The following is a 23,764-nucleotide window of genomic DNA, read 5'->3' on the forward strand; positions in this document are numbered from 1 at the left end:
TCTACTACTCTGTTTTTTGAATGATCTCCAACAAGGTGCCCGTAGCCGAGAAGTCTCCTAGCGAGCATTTGCTCATGGCCGCGTATTGGATCGTTGCCATCGTCATCCTCGCCGCACTGGCCGTCCTGTTGGTGTACCTCCATGCTTTCGCCGGGCACAAAATGTCCGGCGATCCAGGCGATTGGGGAGCGTTCGGAGACTACGTCGGTGGGCTCATCAACCCGCTCGTCGGGATCGCCACGGTCACGTTGATCTTCCTGACGCTCATGCTGCAGAGGAAAGAGCTGCAGGCCTCGCTTGAAGAAATGCGTCGTGCCCATCGAAGTGCGGTGCTTCAGGGATTTGAGCAGTCACTGTTCTCTTGGCTGGCTAACTATCACTCGCTTCTTTCGGCCACGAAAAGCAAACTCGGCGGCGAAGGACGTCAAGCCTTGACAACCATGTACGAGCAGCGCTTCTCGAGCGTGATTGCGATGCAGAGGCATCAACGTGCCGAAGGCCTTGGGGCTCTCGACGAAGAGGAAGCGAAGATCCATCTTGGGGAAATACGAAGGGCGTCCGCAGCCGGCGACGCCGAAGAAAAGGGCAATCTCTCCAACGTTTTCATCATCGCGCTCTGGGGCTACAAAGAAGTCATCCGTACACATCGATCGGAGTTGGATGCGGTCTTCCGCACCCTATACCGTCTGCTGCGGTGGATCGACACCTCTGAACTCGACGATGTTCAAAAGTGGCACTACGTCGCGCTTGTGCGCGCGCAACTTTCCTGGATCGAGTTGGTTTTTATTCTCTACAACTGCCTCACACCGGAAGGCGAAAAGTTTGCTGACCTAGTCAATGACTATGCGCTCTTCGACAATCTGGAGGGGGCGCCCGATGAACTAATTGATGTCATCGCGCATGAGTTCACGGTGTCGCCCCCGTCTTCGTTCACGGCGAACCTGCCACCAGAATCATGGCCATTTAACGAGGCTGCGTTCTCCTCCGAGGTCGCCAAAGTCAAACGCAAGCTGCCACCCTCGGCGTAACAGGTGCTTTGGGGGCGGTTGATATGTGGCGGCGCATAGCAACTTAGTAGACTGCAGGCGCAGAACGTTATTTTTTGAATTGCATCCAAAAGCCTGAATTGAAATGCCAGGGCCTGGCCAAGTGCGAAGCGTGTGTGGTTCCTACCTGATATGCGTCCGGTAATCGCGCGCAACTGCACGCGCGGCGGGCCCTTGCATCATGAGCATCATCGCGCTGCCTACTGGGTTTGTCCAAGCTCGCATGGTTCGTCAGGCGGCCGCCGGTTCGAAATCGCGGATAGTTGGTGGGCTGCGCCGCAGTCGGCGCAACCTGACGGTAGTCGCTGTCCAGCGTAGTTGCTTAGAGAACGAGAGTTGCAGATGACATGGATTGATGATTTTGTTGAGCGCGTGTTTCCGGTAGATGCAACGAATCTGCAAATCGAGGCAGGCTTCGCACTTAAATACGCGCATATCCCCGAGCGTCTTTTTAAATATCGTGATTGCAACCAAAATTCTATAAAAAACCTTCGGGAGGATACGATTTGGTTGGCCGATCCAAATTCGTTTAACGATCCGTATGATTGTCACCATTTCATTGACCACCGAGGTCTCATGGATCGTTCGTTGCGAACCCTCTCTCCAGAAATTCGCAGAATGCTCCCGGCAAACAAAGTCTCAGGACTTGAAGAAATTTTGGCTACAGCAAAGGATCCTACAGATGTGCTTATAGACGCGCTGCTCGGAGAAGAGGAACCAACTAGGCGCGCAGCTTTGAAGGCCGGTTTGCTCGCAGGACGAAATGCTCTATTTGAGAAAATGGCCAAGGCTGGTGACGAGATTAAATCCGGCTTCCGACTTTGCTCATTCTCAGCGCGAGTTGATTCGACCCTTATGTGGTCACATTATGCGCGCAATCATCAAGGATTTTGCATCCAATATAACATTCAAGGGCTTCCGCCGAGTGACCTTCGATCGCGTTTTATGTTTCCTGTGGAATATCGAGATGAAGTCTTCGATGCCACGGAATGCATGGTTCTAGTTAATACGCCAAAATTCAATAACATTCACCTGAATCGTGCGGCGCTTATAAAAAGCAAAGATTGGAGCTACGAGGAAGAGTGGCGGCTGGTTTTTGCAAATGGGCTGCTTGATAAACCACAATCGTGGAAAATGCCTGCTCCCACTGCTGTATATTTGGGTTCTCACATCCTGCCTGCCGATGAAACGGCGCTCAAAGAAATCTGCAGCAATAAGGGAATTCCGATGTTCAAGATGAGCCATTCGCGGAGTCATTTCGCTATGACTCCCACAGCTCTATGAGGAAGGCCTATCTAGCAGCAAGATATACTTGGGCCTGTGGCTGTAGTGGAGTTCATTGTCGGGATAAAGACACTGAACTCCGCAGATCATGCATGTAAGGTCTGCATTGCAACTCCTCCAGTTATGCAAATCGCTCTGCGCAGGGTTCAGCGTCGGTGCTTAGAGATGATGAGGCCGCCAGCAGAGGCGGGTGAGTGGCAGCCATAGAGCAAGTCGGCCCTAGCCAGTTGTCTGCTAGGGACCGGACAAGCGCTGTGATCTTGCCGGACGAGGTCGCTCGGGATCCGTCTGCCGCGTCATTAACTTTCTTTAGTACCCCTTAGTCCTCTAATAGATGAAAAGGAAGAGGCAAGCGCCAGCCAGAGCATTCAGAGTTAAATGAAACAGATGGACGATTATTCAAAGTAAAGTGAGACAAGAGTTCAGGAATTCATGAACAAGAACGGTCTAAGTCGTTGATCTTCAAAGATCTGCGGTACAGCGTTGAGGGGGAATCGACATCGGTTCCCGGCTGGCTCAGAGCCCTTTCCAGCCGACTCTGTGCTGCACGACCGTACTTTTCCGAGGGGCGCTGCTAAAGCAGGCCGCAGGGAGACGCAGCTGAACGCACATGAATGCGCTTGATCGCTTGACCGTGGTTGAAATTCACCCGGATAAAATATGACGTCGGAGAAAGTCCGACGGGCCGGCGGAAAGATGGCCCCTTGAGGTATGAGGGTAGCCAATGCAGCCCTCATCCATCGCCGGTCGTCAGAGGTTCTCGGCGTAAAACGGCGCCAGCTTGCCAACCACGGTGTCCACATATTTGGGAACCCAGTAGGTCTCGATGTGCGTGGCGCCCTCGACCTTGAACAGCTCCTTGCTCTTCGCTCCCGTCGCCTTCGCAAACGCTTCCTCGGTCATGTAGAGGCTGTCGGCCTTGCTGCCGGCAATCATCAGCAGCGGCTGCTCTATCAGCCCGATCTGGTCGGTCGCGTCCCAGCGCATCAGGTCCAGCAGGCTGCTCGTGGTGTACCTGAAGGTGGAGCCGGGATGGGCGTGCGTCCTCCAGTAGTACTCGTAGCCCTGCCGATACATCTCGAAGGGCAGCGCGGCGATCTGCGCATCGGTCATGTCGGCATCGCCCGAGTAGAGAGGCGTTCTCCCCGCCATTTGCCGGGCGCGCGCGTCGGAAGCCTGCCGGAGGCGTTGCTGGATCGTGGCAAGTTGCGAATCGGCGAAGCCGTTGCGACGAACGCGCCCCGAATTGAACATGCTGAGCGTCGCGACCGACTTGAATCGCTTGTCGGTCTTTGCCGCGGCCAGCGAATAGCCGCCACCGCCGCAGATCCCCAGCAGGCCGAGACGCTCGGCATCGACGCCCGGATAGGCGGTGATGAAGTCCGCCATGCCGTGGATGTCCTCGATGCGATTCGCCGGCGTATCCACCGAACGCGGCTGCCCGCCGCTTCCGCCCTGGTATGCGGCATCGGCGGCAATGGTGACGTAGCCCGACTCGGCCAGCCGCTGCGCATACAGGCCGGCCGTCTGCTCCTTCACGCCGCCGTTCGGGTGCGCGACGACGACCGCGGCGTACTTCTTCTTCGGATCGAAGTTCGCAGGCGTATAGACGTTGGCGACGATGTCCAGGCCATTGAGCTTGTACTTCACCGGGTGGATGTTGACCTTGCCGGGTTCGTTGGCCGTGATGGCGCCGCCGTACACCAGCGTGAAGGGATTTTTCCTGTAGTCGGCAGCGACTGCGGAAAGGGGCATGGTCATCGCGGAGACTCCAGCGGTTGCGATCGAGAGGACGAGCGCAGAGGTTCCAAGGAACTCGCGCCTCTTTTCGTCGACGGCTTCATGGTTCATTCAAACTCCAGTTCTTCGAGCAGCCTCGCCGCACCGTGCGGCTGGGCAAGAGCAATCAATCCAGCTTCTTCTCGGCCAGAAACTTCGACACCAGGTCTGCAATCTCGACGTTGTTCAGGTCGGACATCAGGAAGTGCGTGTTGCCGCGAACCCCGATCTCCGGGAGATGCACCAGGCGGGCATCGCCGCCATGCTTGTTGACGGCGTCCACCCAGTGCCGCGCCATGGCCAGCCGCACGCGCCAGTTGTCCTGGCCGCGCTCCGGGGTCGGCTCCACGGGGAAGTTGTCGCCGTAGTAGATGACGATGGGAATGCGGGTGAGCTTCTCGAACTCCGCCGGCGACACCGCCTCGGGCGTCAGCGTGCCGGCAGCGCTGGGCATCGCCAGCGGCAACTCGCCTTTCGGAAAGATGAAGCCGCTGCCGGGCTCGAGCGCGACGATGGCCTTCACGTTGGGGTTCCTGATCGCCGTCAGCCAGCCTGGCCCACCGCCCTGGGAATGCGTGAACAGGATCGCCGGGCCGGTCTTCGCGAACAGTGCCGACATGGCGTCGGAGATCACGGCGGCGTCGTAGGGGCCGGTGTTGGGCGTGACCGAGCGGAAGAACTGCTCGAGGGTCTCCGGCTTGCGATCGAACTGCACGTTGTCGAAGTAGTTCGGCCATTTGCCGATACGGAACTGGTCGAAGAACAGCGGATCGTTGGGCGTCGGCTCGGTCGTCGTCGCGATGGTGCTGTTGCCGGCGCGCCCGCGGCGCGGCTGATCGACCAGATAGACCGGGAAGCCGCGGCGCAGGAACAAGGTCTGGAATCCCTCCCGACCGTCCGAGGTGCTCTCCCAGCTGCGAGCCGATTGGAAGGCGCCGTGCAGCATCACGATAGGCAGCGCTCTCGGGTTCTGCGGGACTTGATAGAAGGCGTAGAGATGATCGCCGTGGAAGCTCTGCCCCGCGGCGGTCGGCTTGTTGTTGTCGTAGTCGCCGGGAGTCTTCAGGACCGTGCCGCCGACGGCGAAACTCCCCTGGGCCTGGATCGTCAGCGGACCTGGGACGTTGCCGCGATACATGGCACAACCTGCCAGCAGGCTCGTCATGACGATGCTTGCGCTCAACAAGGTGCGGATGAAGCTCATGTTCCATCCTTCGATGCGGCAGCAAGGGCCTGCACAAGTGCTTCGCTCGCGCGACCGGCGGCTTCGGGCCCGACCCCGTCGGCCAGCGCTTGCGTCAGTTGCCGCAACTGCGCGGCGCTCAAGCCCACGCGCAGACTCGCCCGCATGTGCGAGCGCAACTGCGCCTGCGCGCCCGGGGTTGCAGCGAGCGCGCCGACGGTGGCCAGCTCGCGGCTTTGCCAGTCGAGGTTGTCGCGCTCGAAGATGTCGCCGAACAAATGGGCCTGCAGGAACTGGTTGATGACGGGCGCGAACTCGAACACGGCGCCCTGAACCGGACCACCGGAAATCTCGGTCTGGTTCGCCCGTCCCACCAAGACCAGTTCGTTGCCCGTGGCAATCGCCCGAGCGGCTTCCCGGCCCCGCGCGTCATGGATGCCGCGCTGCTTGCGCGCCTCCACGACCTTCAGCAGCTCGCCAAGCGCGTTGAGGCTTCTGGGGAAACCTGCGTAGGCATACAGCTGCACCAGGACTTCCTTGGTCTCGCTGACGGTCAACCCCGCATCCAGGCCGCGATTCAACGCGGCGTTGAGCCTGGGCATGTCGCTGGTTGCCGTGAACGCGGCAATCAGCGGAAGGGCTTGTTGCCTGGCAGAGAGCGTTTCGGACCTGGGATATGCACGTGCTGCCGCCCGTGGCGCGTCGCCGGCGGAAGCACCGAGACCGGCGCTGGCCAGGGCGGTCCGGTAGTCCTGATCGGAGACCTTGTCCTGCCAGGTCACCGAGATGCCGTCTTCCTTCTCCGCGATGGCGACATGGGTCATCGCGCCGTCGGGGCCGGCACCATGCCAGTGGCGCACATTGGCGGGAATGGTGACGACGTCGCCGGGACGGATGGCCTGGGCAGCTTGCCCCTGCTGCTGCACCAGGCCCAGCCCGGCCGTGACGACCAGCGTCTGCCCCAGCGGGTGGGTGTGCCACGCCGTGCGAGACCCCGCCTCGAAGCTCACCGTTGCGCCGCTGGCTCTTCCAGGCGGCAGCGCCTGGAACGGCGAACTGATGCGCGCGATGCCGGTGAAGTTCTCCGTTGCGCCTGTGGCGACCGGCGAGGACGACGCCGTACGCACCTCCACGACCGGCGGCGCGGCGGCATCGGCAGGAGCCTGCGCTCCGGCGGCAGCGGCCGCGCCGCTGATGGCCATGCAAAGCAGCGATTTCATGAGAGAGCCTCCTGTGGCTGTGTTCGAGTGCCGCGGCGCGGCAAGACGATGAAGACCCAGGACACGAGCAGCGCGAGCCCGAGCAACAAGGCGCCTGTGTTCATGGCCTTTGCTCAGATGTCCAGCTTGCGCTCGGACATCCACTTGACGATGGCCGGATCGCGGTGCGAGAAGAAGCTGCTCGTGTTGGTGTCGAGCGCCGCAATGCGAGCCATGTCCGTGTCGTCGAGCGCGAAGTCGAAGATGGCGATGTTCTCGGCCATGCGCTCCTTGCGCACCGATTTCGCCAGGGCGACAACCCCTCTTTGCACCAGCCACCGCAGCACGACCTGCCCGACGGACTTGCCGTACCGCTCGGCGATGGCCAGCAGCGCCTCGTTCTGGAAGAGGCCGTTGCGCCCTTCGGCGAACGGGGCCCAGGCCTCGGCCTGAACGCCGATGTCGTTCATGAAGGGGACGCTTTCCAGCTGCTGCTGGAAGGGGTTCACTTCGATCTGGTTGACCGCCGGCGCAATCTCGTTGAACGCCTTGATGTCCATCAGGCGGTCCGGGTGGAAGTTGCTCACGCCGATGGCGCGCAGCTTGCCGGCACGGCAGGCGTCTTCCATGGCGCGCCATGAGCCGTGAACGTCGCCGAAGGGCTGGTGGATCAGGTAGAGGTCCAGGTAGTCGAGCTGCAGTCGGCGCAGAGACTTCTCGATCGCCAGCCGGGTGCGTTCGTAGCCGGTCTCCTGGACCCAGAGCTTGCTGGTGACGAAGAGCTGGTCGCGCGCGATGCCGCTGGAGCGCAGGCCTTTGCCGACCGCCTCTTCGTTCATGTAGGAGGCGGCGGTGTCGATCAGCCGGTAGCCGGCTTCGATGGCGTCGACGACGCTGCGCCGGCATTCGTCGGCGTCCGCGATCTGGAAGACGCCGTAGCCGACCACGGGCATCCGGAGGCCGTTGTTCAGGGTGACGTGTTGCATGAGTGGCTGCCCTTGATGATTCGTTGAGGTCGAACTCTAGGCATCGCACTGGCATCTGAATAGTGACATTCAGGTTGATTTATTGGCATCTGAATGATGACAATGCCGCGAAAGAGGAGCCCCTTCATGGCAATCAACGAGCTTCGGTCCATCACGACCTTCATCAAGGCGGCGGAGCTGGGCAGCCTGCGCAAGGCGGCGCTCGCGCTGGGCATCAGTCCGCAAGCGGCGAGCAAGGCGCTGGCCCAGTTGGAGGCGCATCTGGATGCGCGGCTGTTTCATCGCACGACGCGCGTGATGTCGCTGACCGATGCGGGGCAACGACTGTTCGAAGACGTGCAGCCCTCCGTGCTGGGAATGCAGCGGGCGCTGCAGACGGCCAAGTCGGCGAAGGACGAGTTTGCCGGCCCGCTTCGCATCACCGGGCCGCGAACGACGTTCCAGCCGATTCTCTGGCGTCTGGTGGAGGAGTTCTGCGACCTGCATCCGGGAATACAGCCCGACGTGCTGCTGGAGGACCGGATCGGCAACTGGGTGGAAGACCGCGTCGACGTGGGCTTCCGGCTCGGGCCGTCACCCCATGAAGGGGTCATCGCGCGGCGGCTGTTTCCCGTGCAGCTGCCGATCTGCGGCGCGCCTTCGTACTTCCAGCAGCACGGCGTGCCGGCTTCGCTGGCCGACCTTGCCTCGCACCGCTGCAGCGCCTATCGGCATCCGAGCACGGGGAGGGTTCTGCCATGGCGCGTGAGGATCGGCGACCAGGCCATCGACCAGCCCGTCGTGCCGGCGATCTGCAGCAACGACGAGCTCTTCGAGTTGCAGGCCGTCCTGGCGGGCAAGGTGCTCGGCCAACTCGCGGGCGTGACGGCCGCGCCCTATATCCGATCGGGCCGGCTGGTCCCCATCCTTGTCGACCACATGCCCAACTACGCCAGCTACTTTGTCTACTTCGGCAGCAGGTCTTCGCAGCCGATGCGTGCGCGCGCGTTCATCGATCTGGCGGTCCGGCGACTCGGTGAAAGCTCGGAATACGTGCTCACCGAGAGGGACCTGCAAGCCGGCCGACGCCGGGGGCGCGCCGGCAGAGCGAAGCAAGCCCCCGAAGAACGTTGAGGTCGATGACGCAGCGGAGGTCGGGCAGCAAGGCGTCGGTGACCGCCGGCGCCGCGCCGAGTCACTCGACAGTCATGAAGCGGCCCTAGCATCCGCACCCAACATGCCCCCCGGGCGGCGGCCTTCGCCGGGCGTTTCGAAATTCATGCGGCATGACCTTCCCCTTTCATTTCATCTGGCCAGCCTTGCGCTTGCGGGCTGCATGACGCTGCTAGCCGTGCAAGCGCGCGCACAGTCGCAGGAGGCCGTGGCCGCAAGGGACGACGGGCGCGGAGCTGAGCGCATGCGCTTCGACATCGCGCGCCAGCCGTTGCACGCCGCGCTCGAACAGTACGGCTTGCGAACGGGCCTGCCGGTGTTCTTCGACGCCGCGCTCGTCGCGGGGCGCGAATCGACCGCCGTGCAGGGGCTTGCCACGCCGGTCGAGGCGCTGCGCACGCTGCTGCAGGGTACGGGGCTGGTCGCGGACTATGCCGGCACGACCACTTCCTTCGTGCTCAAGCCCGAGCGCGCCGATGCGGCGTCGGCCCCGGACGCGAGCGAGGCGCCGGCCACCGCCTCGTACGACGGCAGCTACGACGGCCTCGTGCAGACCCGCATCTGGGAAGCCTTCTGCGGCAATCCGCGCACCGCCCCCGGCGCCTACCGCGCGGCGATCCGCTTCGTGATCGACGGCACCGGCCGCATCGCCAATGCCTTCCTGCTGCACACCAGCGGCGATCGCGCGCGCGACGGCGCAATCCTCGAGACCCTGCGGCAGACCCGCATCGACCGCCCGCCGCCGCCCGAGATGGCGCAGCCGCTCACGATGCTGATCCTGCCGCGCTCGCAGACGCCCGGGCTCGAGTGCCCGGGGCGCCACTGAGGAGCCGCGCCACCGTGCCCGAGAACGCACTCCCGGCCCTGCGCAACTTCCTGGTCTCGCGCTACGACGAGCTCAAGCAGCGGCTCGCACGCCGGCTCGGCAACGCCGATCAGGCCGGCGACGCATTGCAGGACACGTGGCTGCGCCTGGAAAGCCGCGACGACATCGACGGGGTGCGCGACCCGGCTTCATACCTGCTGCGCGTGGCGGTCAACCTGGCCTATGACCAGCTCGGCCGGCAGGGCCGGCTGGCCACGGCTGAGGAGATCGACGCGCTTCTGGAGGACGCGCCCGATCCCGCGCCCGGCCCCGAGCAGATCGCGGAAGACCGCTCCGAGATGGCCGCGCTTGCGGCGCTCATTGCACGCATGCCGGCGCGCCGCAGGCAGGTGCTGGTCATGGTGCGCTGGGAACACCTGCCGCAGCGCGAGGTGGCCGCGCGGCTCGGCATTTCGCTGCGCACGGTGGAGAAGGAACTGAAGGATGCCCACGACTACTGCGCCGCCCGCCTGGGCCGGCCGCTGCCCACGCCGGGGGCTCATGAAAAATAAAATGCGGGTCCACGCGCCCAGAGCCGTCTTATCGATATGAGCACGACCGTCGAGCCCGGCACGACCGCCCAGGTCCAGCGCGAAGCGCAGGCCTGGCTGCGTCGGCTCACCTCTGGCAGGGCCACGCAGCGCGACGTGGAGGGCTGTCGCCGCTGGCAGGCGACGAGCGCGCTGCATGCGCAGGCCTTCGCCGAGGCCAGGCGGTTGTGGAAGGCGCTCGACCCGGCCATCGATCAGATGATGGCCGGGCAGCCGGCGCTGCTGGCCGAACATCGCCAGGGTACCCGGCAGCAGACGGAGCACCGTCCGGTGCTCGCGCGCCGTGCTTTCCTGGGCGCCGCGATGGGCGCGGCCGGCGCTGCGGGTGTCGCCGCCGTCGTGCATCCGCCGCTGGGTCTGTGGCCTTCCATCGGTGAATGGAGGGCCGACTTCCGCACCGCCACCGGCGAGCAGCGCGCGGTGGTGCTGGCGGAGGGCATCGACCTCCTGCTCAACACGCAGACCAGCGTGCAGCGCCGCACGCTCGATGGCCGCACGGTCGGCATCGACCTGATCACGGGAGAGGCGGCGGTCGATCTTTCTTCGGCCACCGGCGCCTCGGCCACCCGGCCGTTCGGCGTGGTCGCGGGCGCCGGCCGCAGCGACGCGCAGGCGGGCCGCTTCGAGGTGCGCTACCTCGACGGCAGCGCCTGCGTCACCTGTATCGAAGGCAGCGTGCGCGTCACGCATGCCACGGGCACTGCGCGCACGCTGCAGGCCAGCCAGCAGGTGGTGTACGACGCGGCTTCGATCGGCGAGGCCGGCGGCGTTCCGGGCGCAGAGGTGTCGGCCTGGCGCTCCGGCGTGCTGGTGTTTCGCGGGACGCCGCTGGCAAGCGTGGTCGCGGAAATCAACCGCTATCGCCCGGGCCGCGTGGTGCTGCTGGCACGTGGGCTGGCCGACCGCCCGGTGAGCGGGCGTTTCGCCATCGCCTCTCTCGACACGGTGCTGGTGCAGATCCAGCGCTCGTACGACCTCGGAGCGCGTGCCCTGCCGGGCGGCGTGCTGGTCCTTAGCTGATGTTTGTGACAGTGCGATTGGCCCCCGCGGCCGGTCGGGATTGAGAAAGTTGGCGGTTTTCCTCGCGGTGTCCGGTCTGTCCAGTAAGGGGCACAGATTCTGTGCTTGCGCATTTCATTTCTTACCGGGCGTCAGATGAACAAACACGAGGGACACAACAGCCATGGCCGCCGCAAGCCGGCCTCTGTCGTGCATGCAAGGACCTTTCGCTTTTCGCCGCTGGCACAGGCCATGGCACTGGCGCTCGCCGCTGGCGCGGCCGCCACGCCAGCCCAGGCGCAGCGCGCATTCAGTCCGGCATGGTTCAACGCCAAGGGCGCCGCGCAGAGCACCGCCTCGGCCACCGGCATGCTGCCCAACGGCATGCCGGCATCGACGCTCGCGAGTCCGCAGGGACAGCAGCAGCGCGCGAACGAGCAGCTGCAGCAGTCGATCAGCAACCTGAACCTCGCGGCGCGCAGCATCGCGGCGCAGCAGGCGGCACAGGCCGCGGCGCGTGCGGCCGCGCAGGGCGACCCCTCCGTGCCCGACGGCCTGGCCGACGGCGGGCTGAAGGTCGACACCAACGCGCTGACCGCCGGCTGGCGCAATGCCCGGGCGCTCGACGCCGACTCGCAGCGCAACGTCGATGGCCGCACGGTCGTCACCGTGCAGCAGACGGGCGACAAGGCCATCCTGAACTGGGAGACCTTCAACGTCGGCAGGAACACCACGGTGCAGTTCCAGCAACAGGCCGACTGGGCGGTGCTCAACCGCGTGAACGATCCGGCGGCGCGGCCTTCGCAGATCCAGGGGCAGGTCAAGGGCGACGGCACGGTGCTCATCGCCAATCGCAACGGCGTGGTGTTCAGCGGCACCAGCCAGGTCGACACGCGCAACCTGGTGGCCGCCGCCGCGCGCATCTCCGATTCGCAGTTCAACACCAACGGCATTTACAGCGCGGGCACCACGCCCAGCTTCACCGATGCGCAGGGCAAGGTCGAAGTGCTCCCGGGCGCGCGCATCGCCACGCGCACGCCGGCGATTTCCACCGACGGCGGCGGCTACGTGCTGCTGGTCGGCAAGGAAGTGCACAACGCCGGTGATGTCGCTACCCCGCGCGGCCAGACGGCATTGGCGGCCGGCGACAGCTTCATCATCAAGAAGGGCGCCGGCACCGGCGGCAACCAGGCCTCCAGCACGCGCGGCAACGAGGTCACGCCGCAATTCAACACCGACAGCCTCGCGGGCAAGGTCGTCAACACGGGGCTGATCGTCGCGCGCGAGGGCGACGTGACGATGGCCGGGCGCGACGTGCGGCAGGACGGCGTGGTGCTCGCCACCAGCACGGTCAACAACCGCGGCACCGTGCACCTGAACGCCGTGGGCGAGGACGGCAAGGCCGCGCTCGGCCGGGGCGCCACCACGGCGGTGGTGATCGAGGACGACGGCAAGACCACTGCGCTCGACAGCCAGCGCGACGGCCTGCGCGGCCCCGCGCTGGTCACGGGCGACGTCAACGTGGTCGCGGTGGCCGACCGCCGCGACCAGTCGCGCATCGAGATCGCCAGCGGCGGCACGGTCGACTTCCTGGGCGAGTCGCTCACGCTGGCCACGGGCGGCCAGATCGCCGTCACGGCCGCGAAGCGCGCGCTGGTGCGCGACCGCGCGCAGCTCGACGTCTCCGGCGCCGTGGGCGTGAACCTGGCGATGGAAAGCAACAACGTCAAGGTCAACATCCAGGGCAACGAGCAGCGCGACGCGCCCCTCAACCGGGACGGCAAGGGCCTCAACAGCAACGACGTTTGGATCGACCGTCGCAACCTGGTCTTCGTGCCCAAGGGCACCAACGGCTACACCAGCGACCGCTGGTACACCGCCGGCGGGCTGCTGGAGGTGGGCGGCTACCTGGGCACCGAAGGCCACACCGCGAGCGAATGGATGGCACAGGGCGGCACCGTCAGCTTCGGCGGCACGGACGTCGTGACGCAGGCCGGCTCGAACATCAACCTCTCGGGCGGCACGCTGAACGTGCAGACCGGCCTCATGCGCCAGAGCTGGCTCAAGGGCGCGGACGGGCGCCTGTACGAAGTCTCCAAGGCACCGGGCGACCAGCGCTACGAGGGCCTGTACCGCGGCTTCGAGGACGCGCACAAGCGCTGGGGCGACAAGACCACCGGCTACTTCTACAACCCGCTGATCGCCCCGCAGCAGCGCCTCGAAAACGGCTACACGGTGGGGCGCGACGCCGGCCAACTCGTGATCGCCACCGGCACGGCCGTGCTCGAAGGCCACATCACCACCGAGGCCTTCCAGGGGGCGCGGCAGACGCAGGCGCCGAAGGCGGAACTCGACGGCTATGACCAGTCGCACAACGCAGCAGCCCGCCGGGGCGAGCTCATCGTGGGCGAGTACACGCCCATGTTCGACCGGCGCACGGGCGCGCTGAGCCACCGGCTGGGCGCCACCATGTCGCGGGTGGAACTGAAGGAGACCGCCGAGCGCATCGCCGCGGGGCTGGACCTCGACACGGTCCTGCCGACCGAGCGCAAGGACCGGCTGGTGCTCGACACCGCGCAGCTCAACGGCCTGGGGCTGGGCGCGGTGCGCATTGCCGCGCGCGGGCGCATCGAAGTCAAGTCCGACCTGCAGGTGGCCTCGGGCGGCAACATCACGCTGTACGGCGACGACGTCGCGGTGCAGGCGAACCTTGGCGCGCGCGGCGGCAGCATCGCGCTGGGCAACGTGCTCGCGCTGCCTGGCCCCAGCGGCTCGCTCGACACCTTCGTCAATGCGGTGAAGCCCACGGGCGACGTGACGCTGGCCGAGGGTGCGAAGCTGGACGCGAGCGGCCTGTGGAGCAACCTCGAGCTCGACCCGCTGGCGGAGAACATCGCCTACGCCAACGGCGGCAGCGTGTCGATCCGCGCTTCCGGCGACGTGGCGCTGCACCGCGGCAGCAGCATCGACGTGTCTTCGGGCGCGGTGATGCGCGCGGGCGGAAAGGCGCAGGGCGGCAAGGGCGGCAGCGTGACGCTGGCAAGCACCACGCGCACCGGCACCATCGATCTCCACCCCGATGCGCGGCTGGTCGGCCATGGCGTCGCGGGCGGCGGCACGCTGTCGGTGACGGCCCGCAAGGTGCTGATTGCAGATTCGTCGGCAGGCATCGAGGCCGGCACGCTGGTGCTGGGCGGCAACTTTTTCGACAAGGGCTTCTCCGCCTACGAGCTCAACGGCAGCGAAGGCCTCGCCGTGGCCGAGGGCACGCAGGTCGACGTGACGATGCCGGTGCTGCGCCTGCGCGACGACGCACGCCACGTGTCGACGGCCAGCGGTGCGGCGCGAGCCCTCGAGCTCTGGACCCCGCCGCTCTATCAGGAAGACGCGGTGAACAGCGTTCTCGTGCAGCGCAAGGGCGCGAGCCTGGGCCTGCAGGCCGGGCGCAACCTGCTCTCCGAGATCGATCCGGGTGCCAGCCCGCTGGCCATCGGGCGCGGCGCGCGCATCGAGGTCGACCCCGGCCAGGCCATCGCGCTGCGCGGGGCCGGCCAGATCACCATCGACGGCACGCTGAACGCGCACGGCGGCAGCATCGACGTGCGCCAGCAGCAGTACGGCTTCCTCGACGTGGCCGATCTCACCCCCGACGCCGACGGCAAGGTGCACACGCGCTCGATCTGGCTCGGCGACCACGCCGTGCTCGATGTGTCGGGCCGCGCGCACACGGCCACCGACGTGCACGGGCGCACCTACGGACGCGTGGACGCGGGCGGCAGCATCGTGCTGGGCGGCGTGATCGACCACGACCGCGCCGTGGCCACTTCGGCGGACGCCTACGTGATCGTGCGCCCCGGCGCGAAGCTCGACGCCTCGGGCGCGCAGGCGGCGCTCGATGTGCCCGGGCTGGGCCGCACCGACGTCGCCACCGACGGCGGGCGCATCTCTCTGAGTTCCTACCTCGGCCTGCACATCGACGGCTCGCTGCGCGCGGCGGCCGGCGGCGCGGGCGCGGCGGGGGGCTCGCTGGACATCGCGCTCGAGTCGCCGCTGTACCGCGCGGCCGGCCTCCAACGCGCGCAGCAGGAGGCCATCGTTCCGCGCGAACTGGTGGTGTCGCAATCGCAGTCGCAGCCGTCGTCGTTGCCGGAAGGCCTCGCGCCCGGCCAGGCCGACGCGGCGCTGCGCTACGGAAAGACCGTGCTCTCGGCCGACCGGCTGGGTGCCGGTGGCTTCGACAACCTCACGCTGCTGGCCAACGGCCAGCTGTCCTTCGACGGCGACGTGTCGCTGCGCATGGGCCAGAGCCTGACGCTGTTCTCGAGCTCGCTGTCGCTGGCGGAATCGTCGAACGCGTCGGCGCATGTTCGACTGGCGGCGCCCTACGTCAAGCTGTCGGGCACGGGGGCGTACTACGCGAGCCCCGGCGTCCTGCGCCCGCGCATGCTGCACGGCATGACCCCGCTGGACTCGAAGGCCGTGTTCTCGGTGCAGGCCGGCCAGTTGCTCGACCTCGGCAACAGCCTGTCCTTCGGCACCGAGGGGAGCTACGCGGCGCAGAGCGAGTTCAAGCCGGTGCACGTCGAGCGGCGCGGCTTCGAGAAGGTGGAGCTGGCGAGCGACGGCGACATCCGCTTCCTGCTGGCCAACGACAACGACACGCGCTCGCGCGTGTGGACCCACGGCGGCCTCACGCTCGCGGCGGCGCAGCTCTATCCGGAGACCGGCGCCGTCGCGCTGGTGAATGCGGGCTATCGCATGGACCCGGTGCTGCTGCGCATCGTGTACGACCCCGACAGCGTGCTGCGCATCGAGCGCCGCGGCGACACGCAGGCCGCCGTTCCGTATTCGGCCTTCGGCACGCTCGACTTCAGCGCCGCCGTGATCGAGCAGGGCGGCGTGCTGCGCGCGCCACTGGGCAACATCAGGCTGGGCACCGATCTCAATCAGGGCGCGCTGCGCGTGGCGCTGCTGCCGGGCAGCATCACCTCGGTCAGCGGCGCCGGGCTTGTCATGCCCTACGGCGGCACGACGGATGGCATCGACTACAGGTACGACGGCCTCGCGGCGCGGCTCATGGGGGACGGCGGCGGCGCGGGCATCCGCCTGGGCGCCGAGTACGTGGACGTGCAGGCAGGCGCGCTGCTGGACATGTCGGGCGGTGGCGAACTCACCGGCGCGGGCTTCATCGCGGGCCGCGGCGGCTCGACCGACGCGCGCTTCCATCCGCTGATGCAGATCGGCGCCGACGGCCGCTTCTCGCTGCCTTCGTTGTCCACCAACGCGGTGTACGCCATCGTTCCCGGCGTGCAGCCGCTGGCCGCGCCGGCCAGCGGTCCGGCGGGCGCCTCGAAGGCGGCCGTGGGCCGGCAGATCACCATCGGCGCCGGCGTGCCGGGGCTGCCCGCGGGCACCTACACGCTGATGCCTTCCACCTATGCCCTGCTGCCGGGCGCCTTCCGCGTGGAACTCAACGGCGCCGCGAAGAGCGTGGGCGCCATGGGCCAGGCGCTGGCGATGCGCAACGGCTCCTGGGCGGGCACGGGGCAACTGTCGGTGGCCGGCACGGGCCTGCGCGACAGCCTGCCCACGCAGGTGATCGTGACCCCGGCCGACGTGCTGCGCACCTACTCGCAGTACAACGAGACCAGCTATGCCGACTTCGTGCGCGCCGACGCCGCGCGCCGGAGCGTGCCGCGCGCGGTGCTGCCGGCCGATGCCGGGTCGCTGGCCTTCGTGCTGGGCCGGGGGCGCAGCGACATGTCGCTGGACTTCGAAGGCCTCGCGCGCTTCCAGGCGGCGCAAGGCGGCCGTGGCGGCAGCGCCATGGTGCTGGGCGGCGACATCGAGGTGCTGGGCACGGGGCAGCCGCGAACGTCGGGCTTCGAGGGCGCTTCGGTGCGCGCGGACACGCTCAACGACCTGCATGCCGACCGGCTGGTGGTCGGCGCGCGGCCCGTCGTGATCTACGGCCAGAGCGGGCGCTACGTCGGCTTCAACGAAGTGGCGAGCGACGTGACGCTGCGCGCGGGCGCGTTGCTGAAGGCCCCGGAAGTCTTTCTGGCGACCCGTCGCAACATGGTCGTCGAGGCCGGCGGCGGTATCTCCACGCTGGGGCAGGGCGCTGCGATCTACGACTCGGCCGCGGGCTTCGTCTACCAGCCCGGCGCGACGAACCTGCTGGCCGTGTCGAACGGCCGGCTCGACGTGCTGGCACCCGCCGCCGAGGGCGCGGGTTCGATCCTGCTGGGCGTGTGCAAAACGTCGTCGTGCAACGCCAACAGCACCCTCTATTCGGAAGGCACGATCACGGCGGCCACCAACGGCGCGTTCGAGCTGAGCGAAGCGGCGCGCTACGGCACGCGCCACCTCGCGCTGGCGGTGGGCGGCGTGAATGCCGGCTCGGTGCCGGCGCTGGCCGACGCGCAGGCGCGCGGCGTGCTGGCCAGCGGCCTCACGCTGAACCAGGACGTGCTGCAGCGCCTGCTGAACGGCGACAGCAGCACCGGCGCGCCGGCGCTCGAGTCGCTCACGCTCACGGCGCGCGATGCCATCAACTTCTACGGCAATGTCACGCTCGACACCATTGACCCGGCCACGGGCAAGTCGCGCCTGGACACGCTGGTGCTCGGCACCCCGGCCATCTACGGCGCGGGCGCGGCGGGCGACGTGGCAACGATCCGCACGCGCAATCTGGTCTGGAGCGGCGCAACGCAGGCTCCCGGCACGGTGGTCACCGGCGGCGCGGGCACCGGCAGCGGCACGCTCGACATCCGGGCCGAACGCATCGAGCTCGGCGAGATGCCCCACACCGTGAGCAACGGACAGGACGACGACGCGCGCCTCGCGCTCGGCTTCACCACCGTCAAGCTGGGCGCCACCGAGCGCCTTGTCAGCAGCCGCAAGGGCAGCCTGGCGGTCTACCAGAGCCAGGGCGCCTACGAGGCCGGCAAGGGCTACGCCTACAGCGGCGGCAACCTGGAGATCTCGACGCCGCTGCTCACCGGCGAGGCCGGCGCGGTCAACCGCATCACGGCCGGCGGCACGCTGCGCATCGCGGCGCCCGAAGGCAGCACGCGCGACGCGGCGGCGGCCAGGGACGTGAAGGCGCTGGGCGCCGAGCTCTCTCTCAGCGCGCAAGACATCGTGGTGGACACCGCCATCGTGCTGCCCACCGGCAAGCTCACGATGAGTGCGCAGGGCGACATCGCGCTCGGCGACGGCGCGCTCCTCGACGTGGGCGGACGCAAGCTGGGCTTCAACGACCTCGACAAGTTCAGCTGGGGCGGCGACATCAGCCTCGAAAGCCAGGCCGGCAGCATCCGCCAGGCGGCCGGCGCGACCATCGACCTGTCGGCGCAGGAGAACCGGGCCGGCACGCTCAAGGCGGTGGCACTCGGTGCCTCGGCGGGCGTGGTCGACCTGCAGGGCCGCATCCTCGGCGCCAGCAGCGGCCACTACGATGCCGGCGGCACGATGGTGCCGTTCAAGGCGGGCAGCGTGGACATCCGCGCGCAGCGACTGGGCGACAGCGGCTCGCTCGACGACCAGTTCGCGGGCATCAACCGACGCCTGAACGACGGCGCGGTGTATGGCAGCCGCAGCTTCCAGCTGAAGCAGGGCGACCTCGTCATCGGCGACGGCCTGAAGGCGGGTGAGGTGAACGTCTCGGTCGACAACGGCAGCCTTACGGTGCTGGGCACGATCGATGCCAGCGGGGAACGCGTGGGCAGCATCCGCCTCGCGGGCAGGCACGGCCTCACGATCGGCGGCGGCGCGCTGCTCGACGCGCATGGCACGGTGCTGCGCGTGGACAGCCGCGGCAAGATCATCGATGCGCCCAATCGCGCCATCGTCGAACTCAGCAGCGGCGACGGCACGCTGACGCTGGCCAGCGGCGCGCACATCGACCTGCGCCACGGCACCAGCGCCACCGTCGGCAACCAGCCCGGCCAGCACGACGGCCAGAAGCGCGGCACGCTCGAGTTGAACGCGCCGCGCACCGGCGAGACCAGCGGCGACATCAGGATCGACGCCAGCGGCAGCCTGAACATCGAGGGCGCACGCTCGATCGCGCTCAACGCCGTCTGGCGCTACGACGACAGCGACCCGCTGGCCGTCATCAAGGACGGGCTGGACTCGGTGAGCGGCCGTCCGTACCGCGAGATCACCCAGGGCTACCTGGACCAGAAGCACGTGCAGAGCACGAAGTTCATGGACGCCGCGCTCGCCAACGGTGAGCTGCTGCACGGCAAGCTCGCCGGCCTGAACAACGCCACCTATGCCGACGCGCTGCACCTGCGCCCCGGCGTGGAGATCGTGACCGGCAAGGACCTCGTGGTGCAGGGCGACCTCGACCTGTCGGGCTACCGCTACGCCAGCCTGAACCCGCGCACGCAGAAGACCGGCGTGTACGGCTCCGGCGAAGCGGGCAGCCTGGTGCTGCGCGCCGCCGGCAACATGGACATCTACGGCAGCATCAACGACGGCTTTGCGCCGCCGCCGCTGACGCCCGAGGAGAACGGCTGGGCGCTGGTGCCGGGCGTGCAGCCCTACAACGGCGACCTGGTGCTGCCGATCGGCGGCGTGCGCCTGGCCGAGGGCACGACGTTTCCGTCGGGCGCGACGCTGAACTACGACCTGCCGATCCAGGAGCTGACACTGGGCGCGGCCGTGCGCCTGCCGGCGTCCGCGACGCTGGCGCAGCCTCTCACCCTGGCCGCCGGCACCGTGCTGGCCGCCGACGTGCGTGACGCATCGGGCAACCTGCTGCATGCGCGGGGCACCTTGCTGAAGGACGCCGTCACGCTGGCCGCGGGCACGCAACTGGGCGCCGGCACGCCGTTGCCGCGCGGTACCGCGCTGCGCGCCATGCTGTGGCCCAAGGGCGTGCCGTTGCCGGTGGCCTACGAGAACGACGTCGTGCGCAACACCGTGCTGCTGCGCGGCGCGCTCGACCTGGGACGCGGCGCGCTGATTCCCTCGGCCACGCGCGTGGTGCTTGAAAACGGCGTCGGCTACATCGAGCTGCGCCCCAACAGCGACGGCACGCGCGGGCGCAACTGGGCGCTGGCGCCGATGCTGCCCGCGGGCAGCGAGTCTTGGGCGGTGCGACTGGTGGCGGGCGCCGACCTGGGTGCGGCCGACACCCGCATCGCGCTGGCGAACACCGGCAGCCTGCGCCTGGCCGACACGCATTACGGCGCCACCGTCACCAAGGGCGGCGGCACGCTTGTCTGGGCGGAGAACAACAACTGGGGCATGCCCGCGGGGCAGCCGGTGACCAAGGAAGAGGAGGCGTTGTGCCCGCTCCTGGACCCGGGCGATTGCATCACCAAGACCGGCATCGTATGGGCGCCGGGCAACGTCTTCGGCGAGCCTGCGGGCACGACCGTTCCCGATGAATACCTGGTGCTCTGCGACATCATTGCCGGCTCCTGCATCGACTACGGCTCGGCCGTCAACGTGATCGCCGCGCACGGCCAGGGCATCAGCGTGGTGCGCACGGGCACCGGCGATCTCGACCTGATCGCCTCGGGCGACATCGACGCCCGCTCGCTCTACGGCATCTACACCGCAGGCACGCAGTCGGCCGGCGTCGACGGCCGCTTCAACCGGGCACGCGGCAACGCGCCGGGCGCGACCAGCGTGCTCGGCGCGGGCGGCTCCGACTACGAATCGCTGGTGGCGGGCGACGGCCGCATCTACCAAGCGTGGTTTCCCGAGGCCGGCGGCAACCTCACGGTGCGCGCGGGCGGCGACCTCACGAGCGACATGCTGTCTACGTCCGCCAACGACGCGGCGCAGAAGGCCAGCGTGGGCGTGGGCAACTGGCTCTGGCGGCAGGGCGACGGCAGCGCGCAATTGCCGACGGCGTGGTGGATCAACTTCGGCAGCTACGCGGTGGACCCGGCGGGCCTGCTGGCCGCCGACGTGAAGCCCTCGCTGGTTGGCTTCACCGGCTTCGGCGCACTCGGCGGCGGCAACGTGCAGGTGCAGGCCGGCGGCAATGCCGGCATGCTCGAGCGCAAGGGCACGGCGCGCAGCCAGGGGCTGGTGGTGGCGGTCGGCAGCACCGGCCGCGTGGCCGATGACGGCAGCATCGTGCTCACGGGCGGTGGCGACATCGACATGCGCATCGGCGGCGGCGTCAACAGCTCGCAACTCGCGCGCGGCAACGCCAACACCACCTTCGTTCCGAACCACGACCTGCAGGGCGCGCTGGTCAACCTTCGCGGCGCCACGCAGCTGAGCGCGGCGTCGGTCGGCGGCATGATCCTGGGCGGGCGTGACCAGAAAGACCCGCGCGCCTTCGACCCTTTCAGCTCGAACCGCGCCGAATCGACCGGCGGCCTGGTGCTGGTTCCCGGCGACTCGGCGATGCGCATCGACACGCTGGGCGACCTGGTGGTGGGCGCGGCGGCCGATGCCGGCCGCGTGCGCATGCAGAACAGCTCGCCTTTCAGTACCGGTTCCGGCACCTACGGCGGCGGCGGGCTGAGCTGGTTCTCGCTGTGGACCGACCGCACCGCCATCGACCTGTTCTCGGCCGGCGGCAGCCTGACCCCGAGCACGCAGATGAGCGAGTCGACCCTGCAGTCGCTGACCACCAGCGTCAATGCGTCGGCCAGCGACTACCGCTTCGTCTATCCGGCGATCCTGCGCGCGGTGGCCGCGGGCGGCAGCATCTACAACGGTGCGGCGGCCAACGCGGCGAGCGACGGCGTCAATGAATTCGCGTCGCGCACGTCGCTGCTGCTCGCGCCGTCGCGCAGCGGCCAGCTGGAGCTGCTCGCCGGGGATTCGCTGTACATGGGCAGCTACCCGATCAACCAGTCGGGCGCGGACCCGGCGGCAATGCCCAGCCCGTCGAGGCCGGCCTTCGCCGGCTTCAACGGCAACACGCGCGTGGCCAGCAACCTCGGCACGGAGGGGCTGACGATGACGGCCCGCACCGACCCGTTCCGCCTGTTCGCGTTCGCTCCCGAAACCTACGCGGCCACCGATGCGCTGCGTACGCCGTCCCGCTTCTATGCGATGACCGGCGACATCGTGGGCCTGCGAAGCGGCGAGATCGTCGCGCGCGAAGACGGCAGTACCTGGTACGAAGCCGCGGCGCCGAGCTGGGTGATCGCCGGGCGCGACATCGTGAGCGCGGGCACCGTGCTCGGGCAGCCCACGCTGGCGAGCCTGGGTGGCTCGAACAATGGTGCGAGGTCCAGCGGCAACCTCGCGATCCACAACCATGCGCAGGACGTCTCGCGCGTGGTCGCCGGGCGCGACATCCTCTACAGCAGCTTCAACGTGGCGGGCCCCGGCACGCTGGAAGTCAGCGCGGGCCGCAACATCGCGATGGAAGATCGCGCGGCCATCGCCAGCCTGGGCCCGTTGACGCCGGGCGACAAGCGCCCGGGCGCGAGCATTGCGATGATGGCGGGCACCGGCGCGCAGGGCGCCGACTACGCGGGTTTCCTGGCGCGCTATCTCGACGCGGCCAACCGCGCGCAGGCCGGCACCTCGCTGGCCAGCCAGCCCGGCAAGGTCGTCGAGACCTACGAGGCGGAACTGCTTGCGTGGCTCTCCGACAAGGACAACGGCCTGGGCTTCAGCGGCACGGCGAGCGAGGCCCGGGCCTTCTTCGACGCGCTGCCGGCCGAGCAGCAGCGCGTGTTCGCGCGCCAGGTGTATTTCGCCGAGCTGAAGGCGGGCGGGCGCGAGTACAACGACGCAAGCGGCGCGCGCTTCGGCAGCTACCTGCGCGGTCGCAACGCCATCGCCGCGCTCTTTCCGCAGAGCGATGCAGCGGGCGGCGCCATCAGCTATCGCGGCGACATCACCATGTACGGCCCGGCCGGCGTCAACACGCTGTTCGGAGGCGGCATCCAGATGTTCACGCCCGGCGGCGCGCAGGTGTTCGGCATCGAGGGCAATGCGCCGGTGGCCAGGGGCGGCATCACGCCCGGTGTCATCACCCAGGGCAAGGGCGACATCTCGATGTACTCGCTGGGCAGCATCCTGCTGGGCCAGAGCCGCATCATGACCACCTTCGGCGGCCACATCACGGGCTGGTCGGCGCAGGGCGACATCAACGCCGGCCGCGGCTCGAAGACCACGGTGGTCTACACGCCGCCCAAGCGCGAGTACGACCAGTGGGGCAACGTGACGCTGTCGTCGAACGTGCCGAGCACCGGTGCCGGCATCGCGACGCTGGCGCCGATTCCGGAAGTGCCGGCCGGCGACATCGACCTGATCGCGCCGCTGGGCACCATCGACGCGGGCGAGGCGGGCATCCGCGTCTCGGGCAACGTGAACCTGGCCGCGCTGCAGGTGGTGAACGCCGACAACGTGGCGGTGCAAGGCAAGAGCACGGGACTGCCGGTGGTGGCGACGGTGAACGTGGGCGCGCTGACCAACGCCAGCGCCGCCGCGTCGCAGGCCGCGACGGCCGCGCAGGACGTGCTCCAGCGCGAGCGCCAGGCGCAGCGCCAGGCACTGCCTTCGGTGTTCACGGTGCGCGTGGTGGGCTTTGGCGACGAGCCTGCGGGCGGGGCGCCGGGCACCGGGGAGGTTCGGCGCAAGCCGGCGGAGCAGGCGAGCTACGACCCGTCGGGCTTCGTCCAGATGGTGGGGCACGGTGCACTGACCGACGCGCAGATCGGACGGCTCAGCGAGAACGAGCGCCGCGGCCTGCCGCGCGGGCGCTAGGCCTCTCTACCGCGC

General features: G+C 67.8%; 11 protein-coding genes. 7 read left to right on the forward strand and 4 right to left on the reverse strand.

Going from position 1 to position 23,764, the window contains the following annotated elements; genetic code table 11:
* Positions 1-20 precede the first annotated feature (20 nt).
* Complete coding sequence (locus SFB74_RS06535; RefSeq protein WP_432729956.1) at positions 21-1,028, forward strand: putative phage abortive infection protein; 1,008 nt, start codon at positions 21-23, stop codon at positions 1,026-1,028.
* A gap of 360 nt (positions 1,029-1,388) precedes the next feature.
* Positions 1,389-2,330: a DUF2971 domain-containing protein gene (locus SFB74_RS06540; protein ID WP_432729957.1), complete on the forward strand. Its 942-nt coding sequence runs from the start codon at positions 1,389-1,391 to the stop codon at positions 2,328-2,330.
* A gap of 750 nt (positions 2,331-3,080) precedes the next feature.
* Here the strand turns inward: SFB74_RS06540 and SFB74_RS06545 are convergent.
* The 4 genes from SFB74_RS06545 to SFB74_RS06560 form a co-directional block, all read right to left on the reverse strand.
* Positions 3,081-4,085: an alpha/beta hydrolase gene (locus SFB74_RS06545; protein ID WP_432731888.1), complete on the reverse strand. Its 1,005-nt coding sequence runs from the start codon at positions 4,083-4,085 to the stop codon at positions 3,081-3,083.
* Between the two features lie 151 nt (positions 4,086-4,236).
* Positions 4,237-5,313: an alpha/beta hydrolase gene (locus SFB74_RS06550; RefSeq protein WP_432729958.1), complete on the reverse strand. Its 1,077-nt coding sequence runs from the start codon at positions 5,311-5,313 to the stop codon at positions 4,237-4,239.
* Positions 5,310-6,512 carry a (R)-mandelonitrile lyase gene (locus SFB74_RS06555; protein WP_432729959.1) on the reverse strand — a complete coding sequence of 401 codons (1,203 nt, stop codon included), beginning with the start codon at positions 6,510-6,512 and terminating at the stop codon, positions 5,310-5,312. Before SFB74_RS06555 ends, SFB74_RS06550 begins: the two co-directional genes overlap by 4 nt.
* Before the next feature lie 113 nt (positions 6,513-6,625).
* Positions 6,626-7,477 carry an aldo/keto reductase gene (locus SFB74_RS06560; protein WP_432729960.1) on the reverse strand — a complete coding sequence of 284 codons (852 nt, stop codon included), beginning with the start codon at positions 7,475-7,477 and terminating at the stop codon, positions 6,626-6,628.
* Between the two features lie 126 nt (positions 7,478-7,603).
* On the opposite strand from SFB74_RS06560, the gene SFB74_RS06565 reads away from it, so the two are divergent.
* The 5 genes from SFB74_RS06565 (at position 7,604) to SFB74_RS06585 (ending at position 23,749) form a co-directional block, all read left to right on the forward strand.
* A complete protein-coding gene (locus SFB74_RS06565) occupies positions 7,604-8,590 on the forward strand; it encodes a LysR family transcriptional regulator (RefSeq protein WP_432729962.1) in 987 nt (328 codons plus the stop codon).
* 202 nt (positions 8,591-8,792) lie between these two features.
* Complete coding sequence (locus SFB74_RS06570) at positions 8,793-9,455, forward strand: TonB family protein (RefSeq protein WP_432729963.1); 663 nt, start codon at positions 8,793-8,795, stop codon at positions 9,453-9,455.
* 14 nt (positions 9,456-9,469) lie between these two features.
* Positions 9,470-10,006, forward strand: coding sequence for an RNA polymerase sigma factor (locus SFB74_RS06575; RefSeq protein WP_432729964.1), 537 nt, complete (start codon positions 9,470-9,472; stop codon positions 10,004-10,006).
* Between the two features lie 36 nt (positions 10,007-10,042).
* A complete protein-coding gene (locus SFB74_RS06580; protein WP_432729965.1) occupies positions 10,043-11,065 on the forward strand; it encodes a FecR family protein in 1,023 nt (340 codons plus the stop codon).
* A 231-nt stretch (positions 11,066-11,296) separates the two neighbouring features.
* Entirely contained in the window at positions 11,297-23,749 is a 12,453-nt protein-coding gene (locus tag SFB74_RS06585; protein WP_432729966.1) for a filamentous haemagglutinin family protein, read from the forward strand.
* Positions 23,750-23,764: the final 15 nt, after the last annotated feature.

The organism is Variovorax xiamenensis (assembly GCF_050916385.1).
Lineage (GTDB): Bacteria > Pseudomonadota > Gammaproteobacteria > Burkholderiales > Burkholderiaceae_C > Variovorax.

Bases quoted from the DNA above. Each gene is read 5' to 3' on its own strand.
- SFB74_RS06540 (WP_432729957.1), top strand. From the start codon at position 1,389: ATGACATGGATTGATGATTTTGTTGAGCGCGTGTTTCCGGTAGATGCA.
- SFB74_RS06545 (WP_432731888.1), bottom strand. From the start codon at position 4,085: ATGCCCCTTTCCGCAGTCGCTGCCGACTACAGGAAAAATCCCTTCACG.
- SFB74_RS06560 (WP_432729960.1), bottom strand. From the start codon at position 7,477: ATGCAACACGTCACCCTGAACAACGGCCTCCGGATGCCCGTGGTCGGC.
- SFB74_RS06585 (WP_432729966.1), top strand. From the start codon at position 11,297: ATGGCACTGGCGCTCGCCGCTGGCGCGGCCGCCACGCCAGCCCAGGCG.
- SFB74_RS06550 (WP_432729958.1), bottom strand. From the start codon at position 5,313: ATGAGCTTCATCCGCACCTTGTTGAGCGCAAGCATCGTCATGACGAGC.
- SFB74_RS06535 (WP_432729956.1), top strand. From the start codon at position 21: ATGATCTCCAACAAGGTGCCCGTAGCCGAGAAGTCTCCTAGCGAGCAT.
- SFB74_RS06580 (WP_432729965.1), top strand. From the start codon at position 10,043: ATGAGCACGACCGTCGAGCCCGGCACGACCGCCCAGGTCCAGCGCGAA.
- SFB74_RS06555 (WP_432729959.1), bottom strand. From the start codon at position 6,512: ATGAAATCGCTGCTTTGCATGGCCATCAGCGGCGCGGCCGCTGCCGCC.
- SFB74_RS06565 (WP_432729962.1), top strand. From the start codon at position 7,604: ATGGCAATCAACGAGCTTCGGTCCATCACGACCTTCATCAAGGCGGCG.
- SFB74_RS06570 (WP_432729963.1), top strand. From the start codon at position 8,793: ATGACGCTGCTAGCCGTGCAAGCGCGCGCACAGTCGCAGGAGGCCGTG.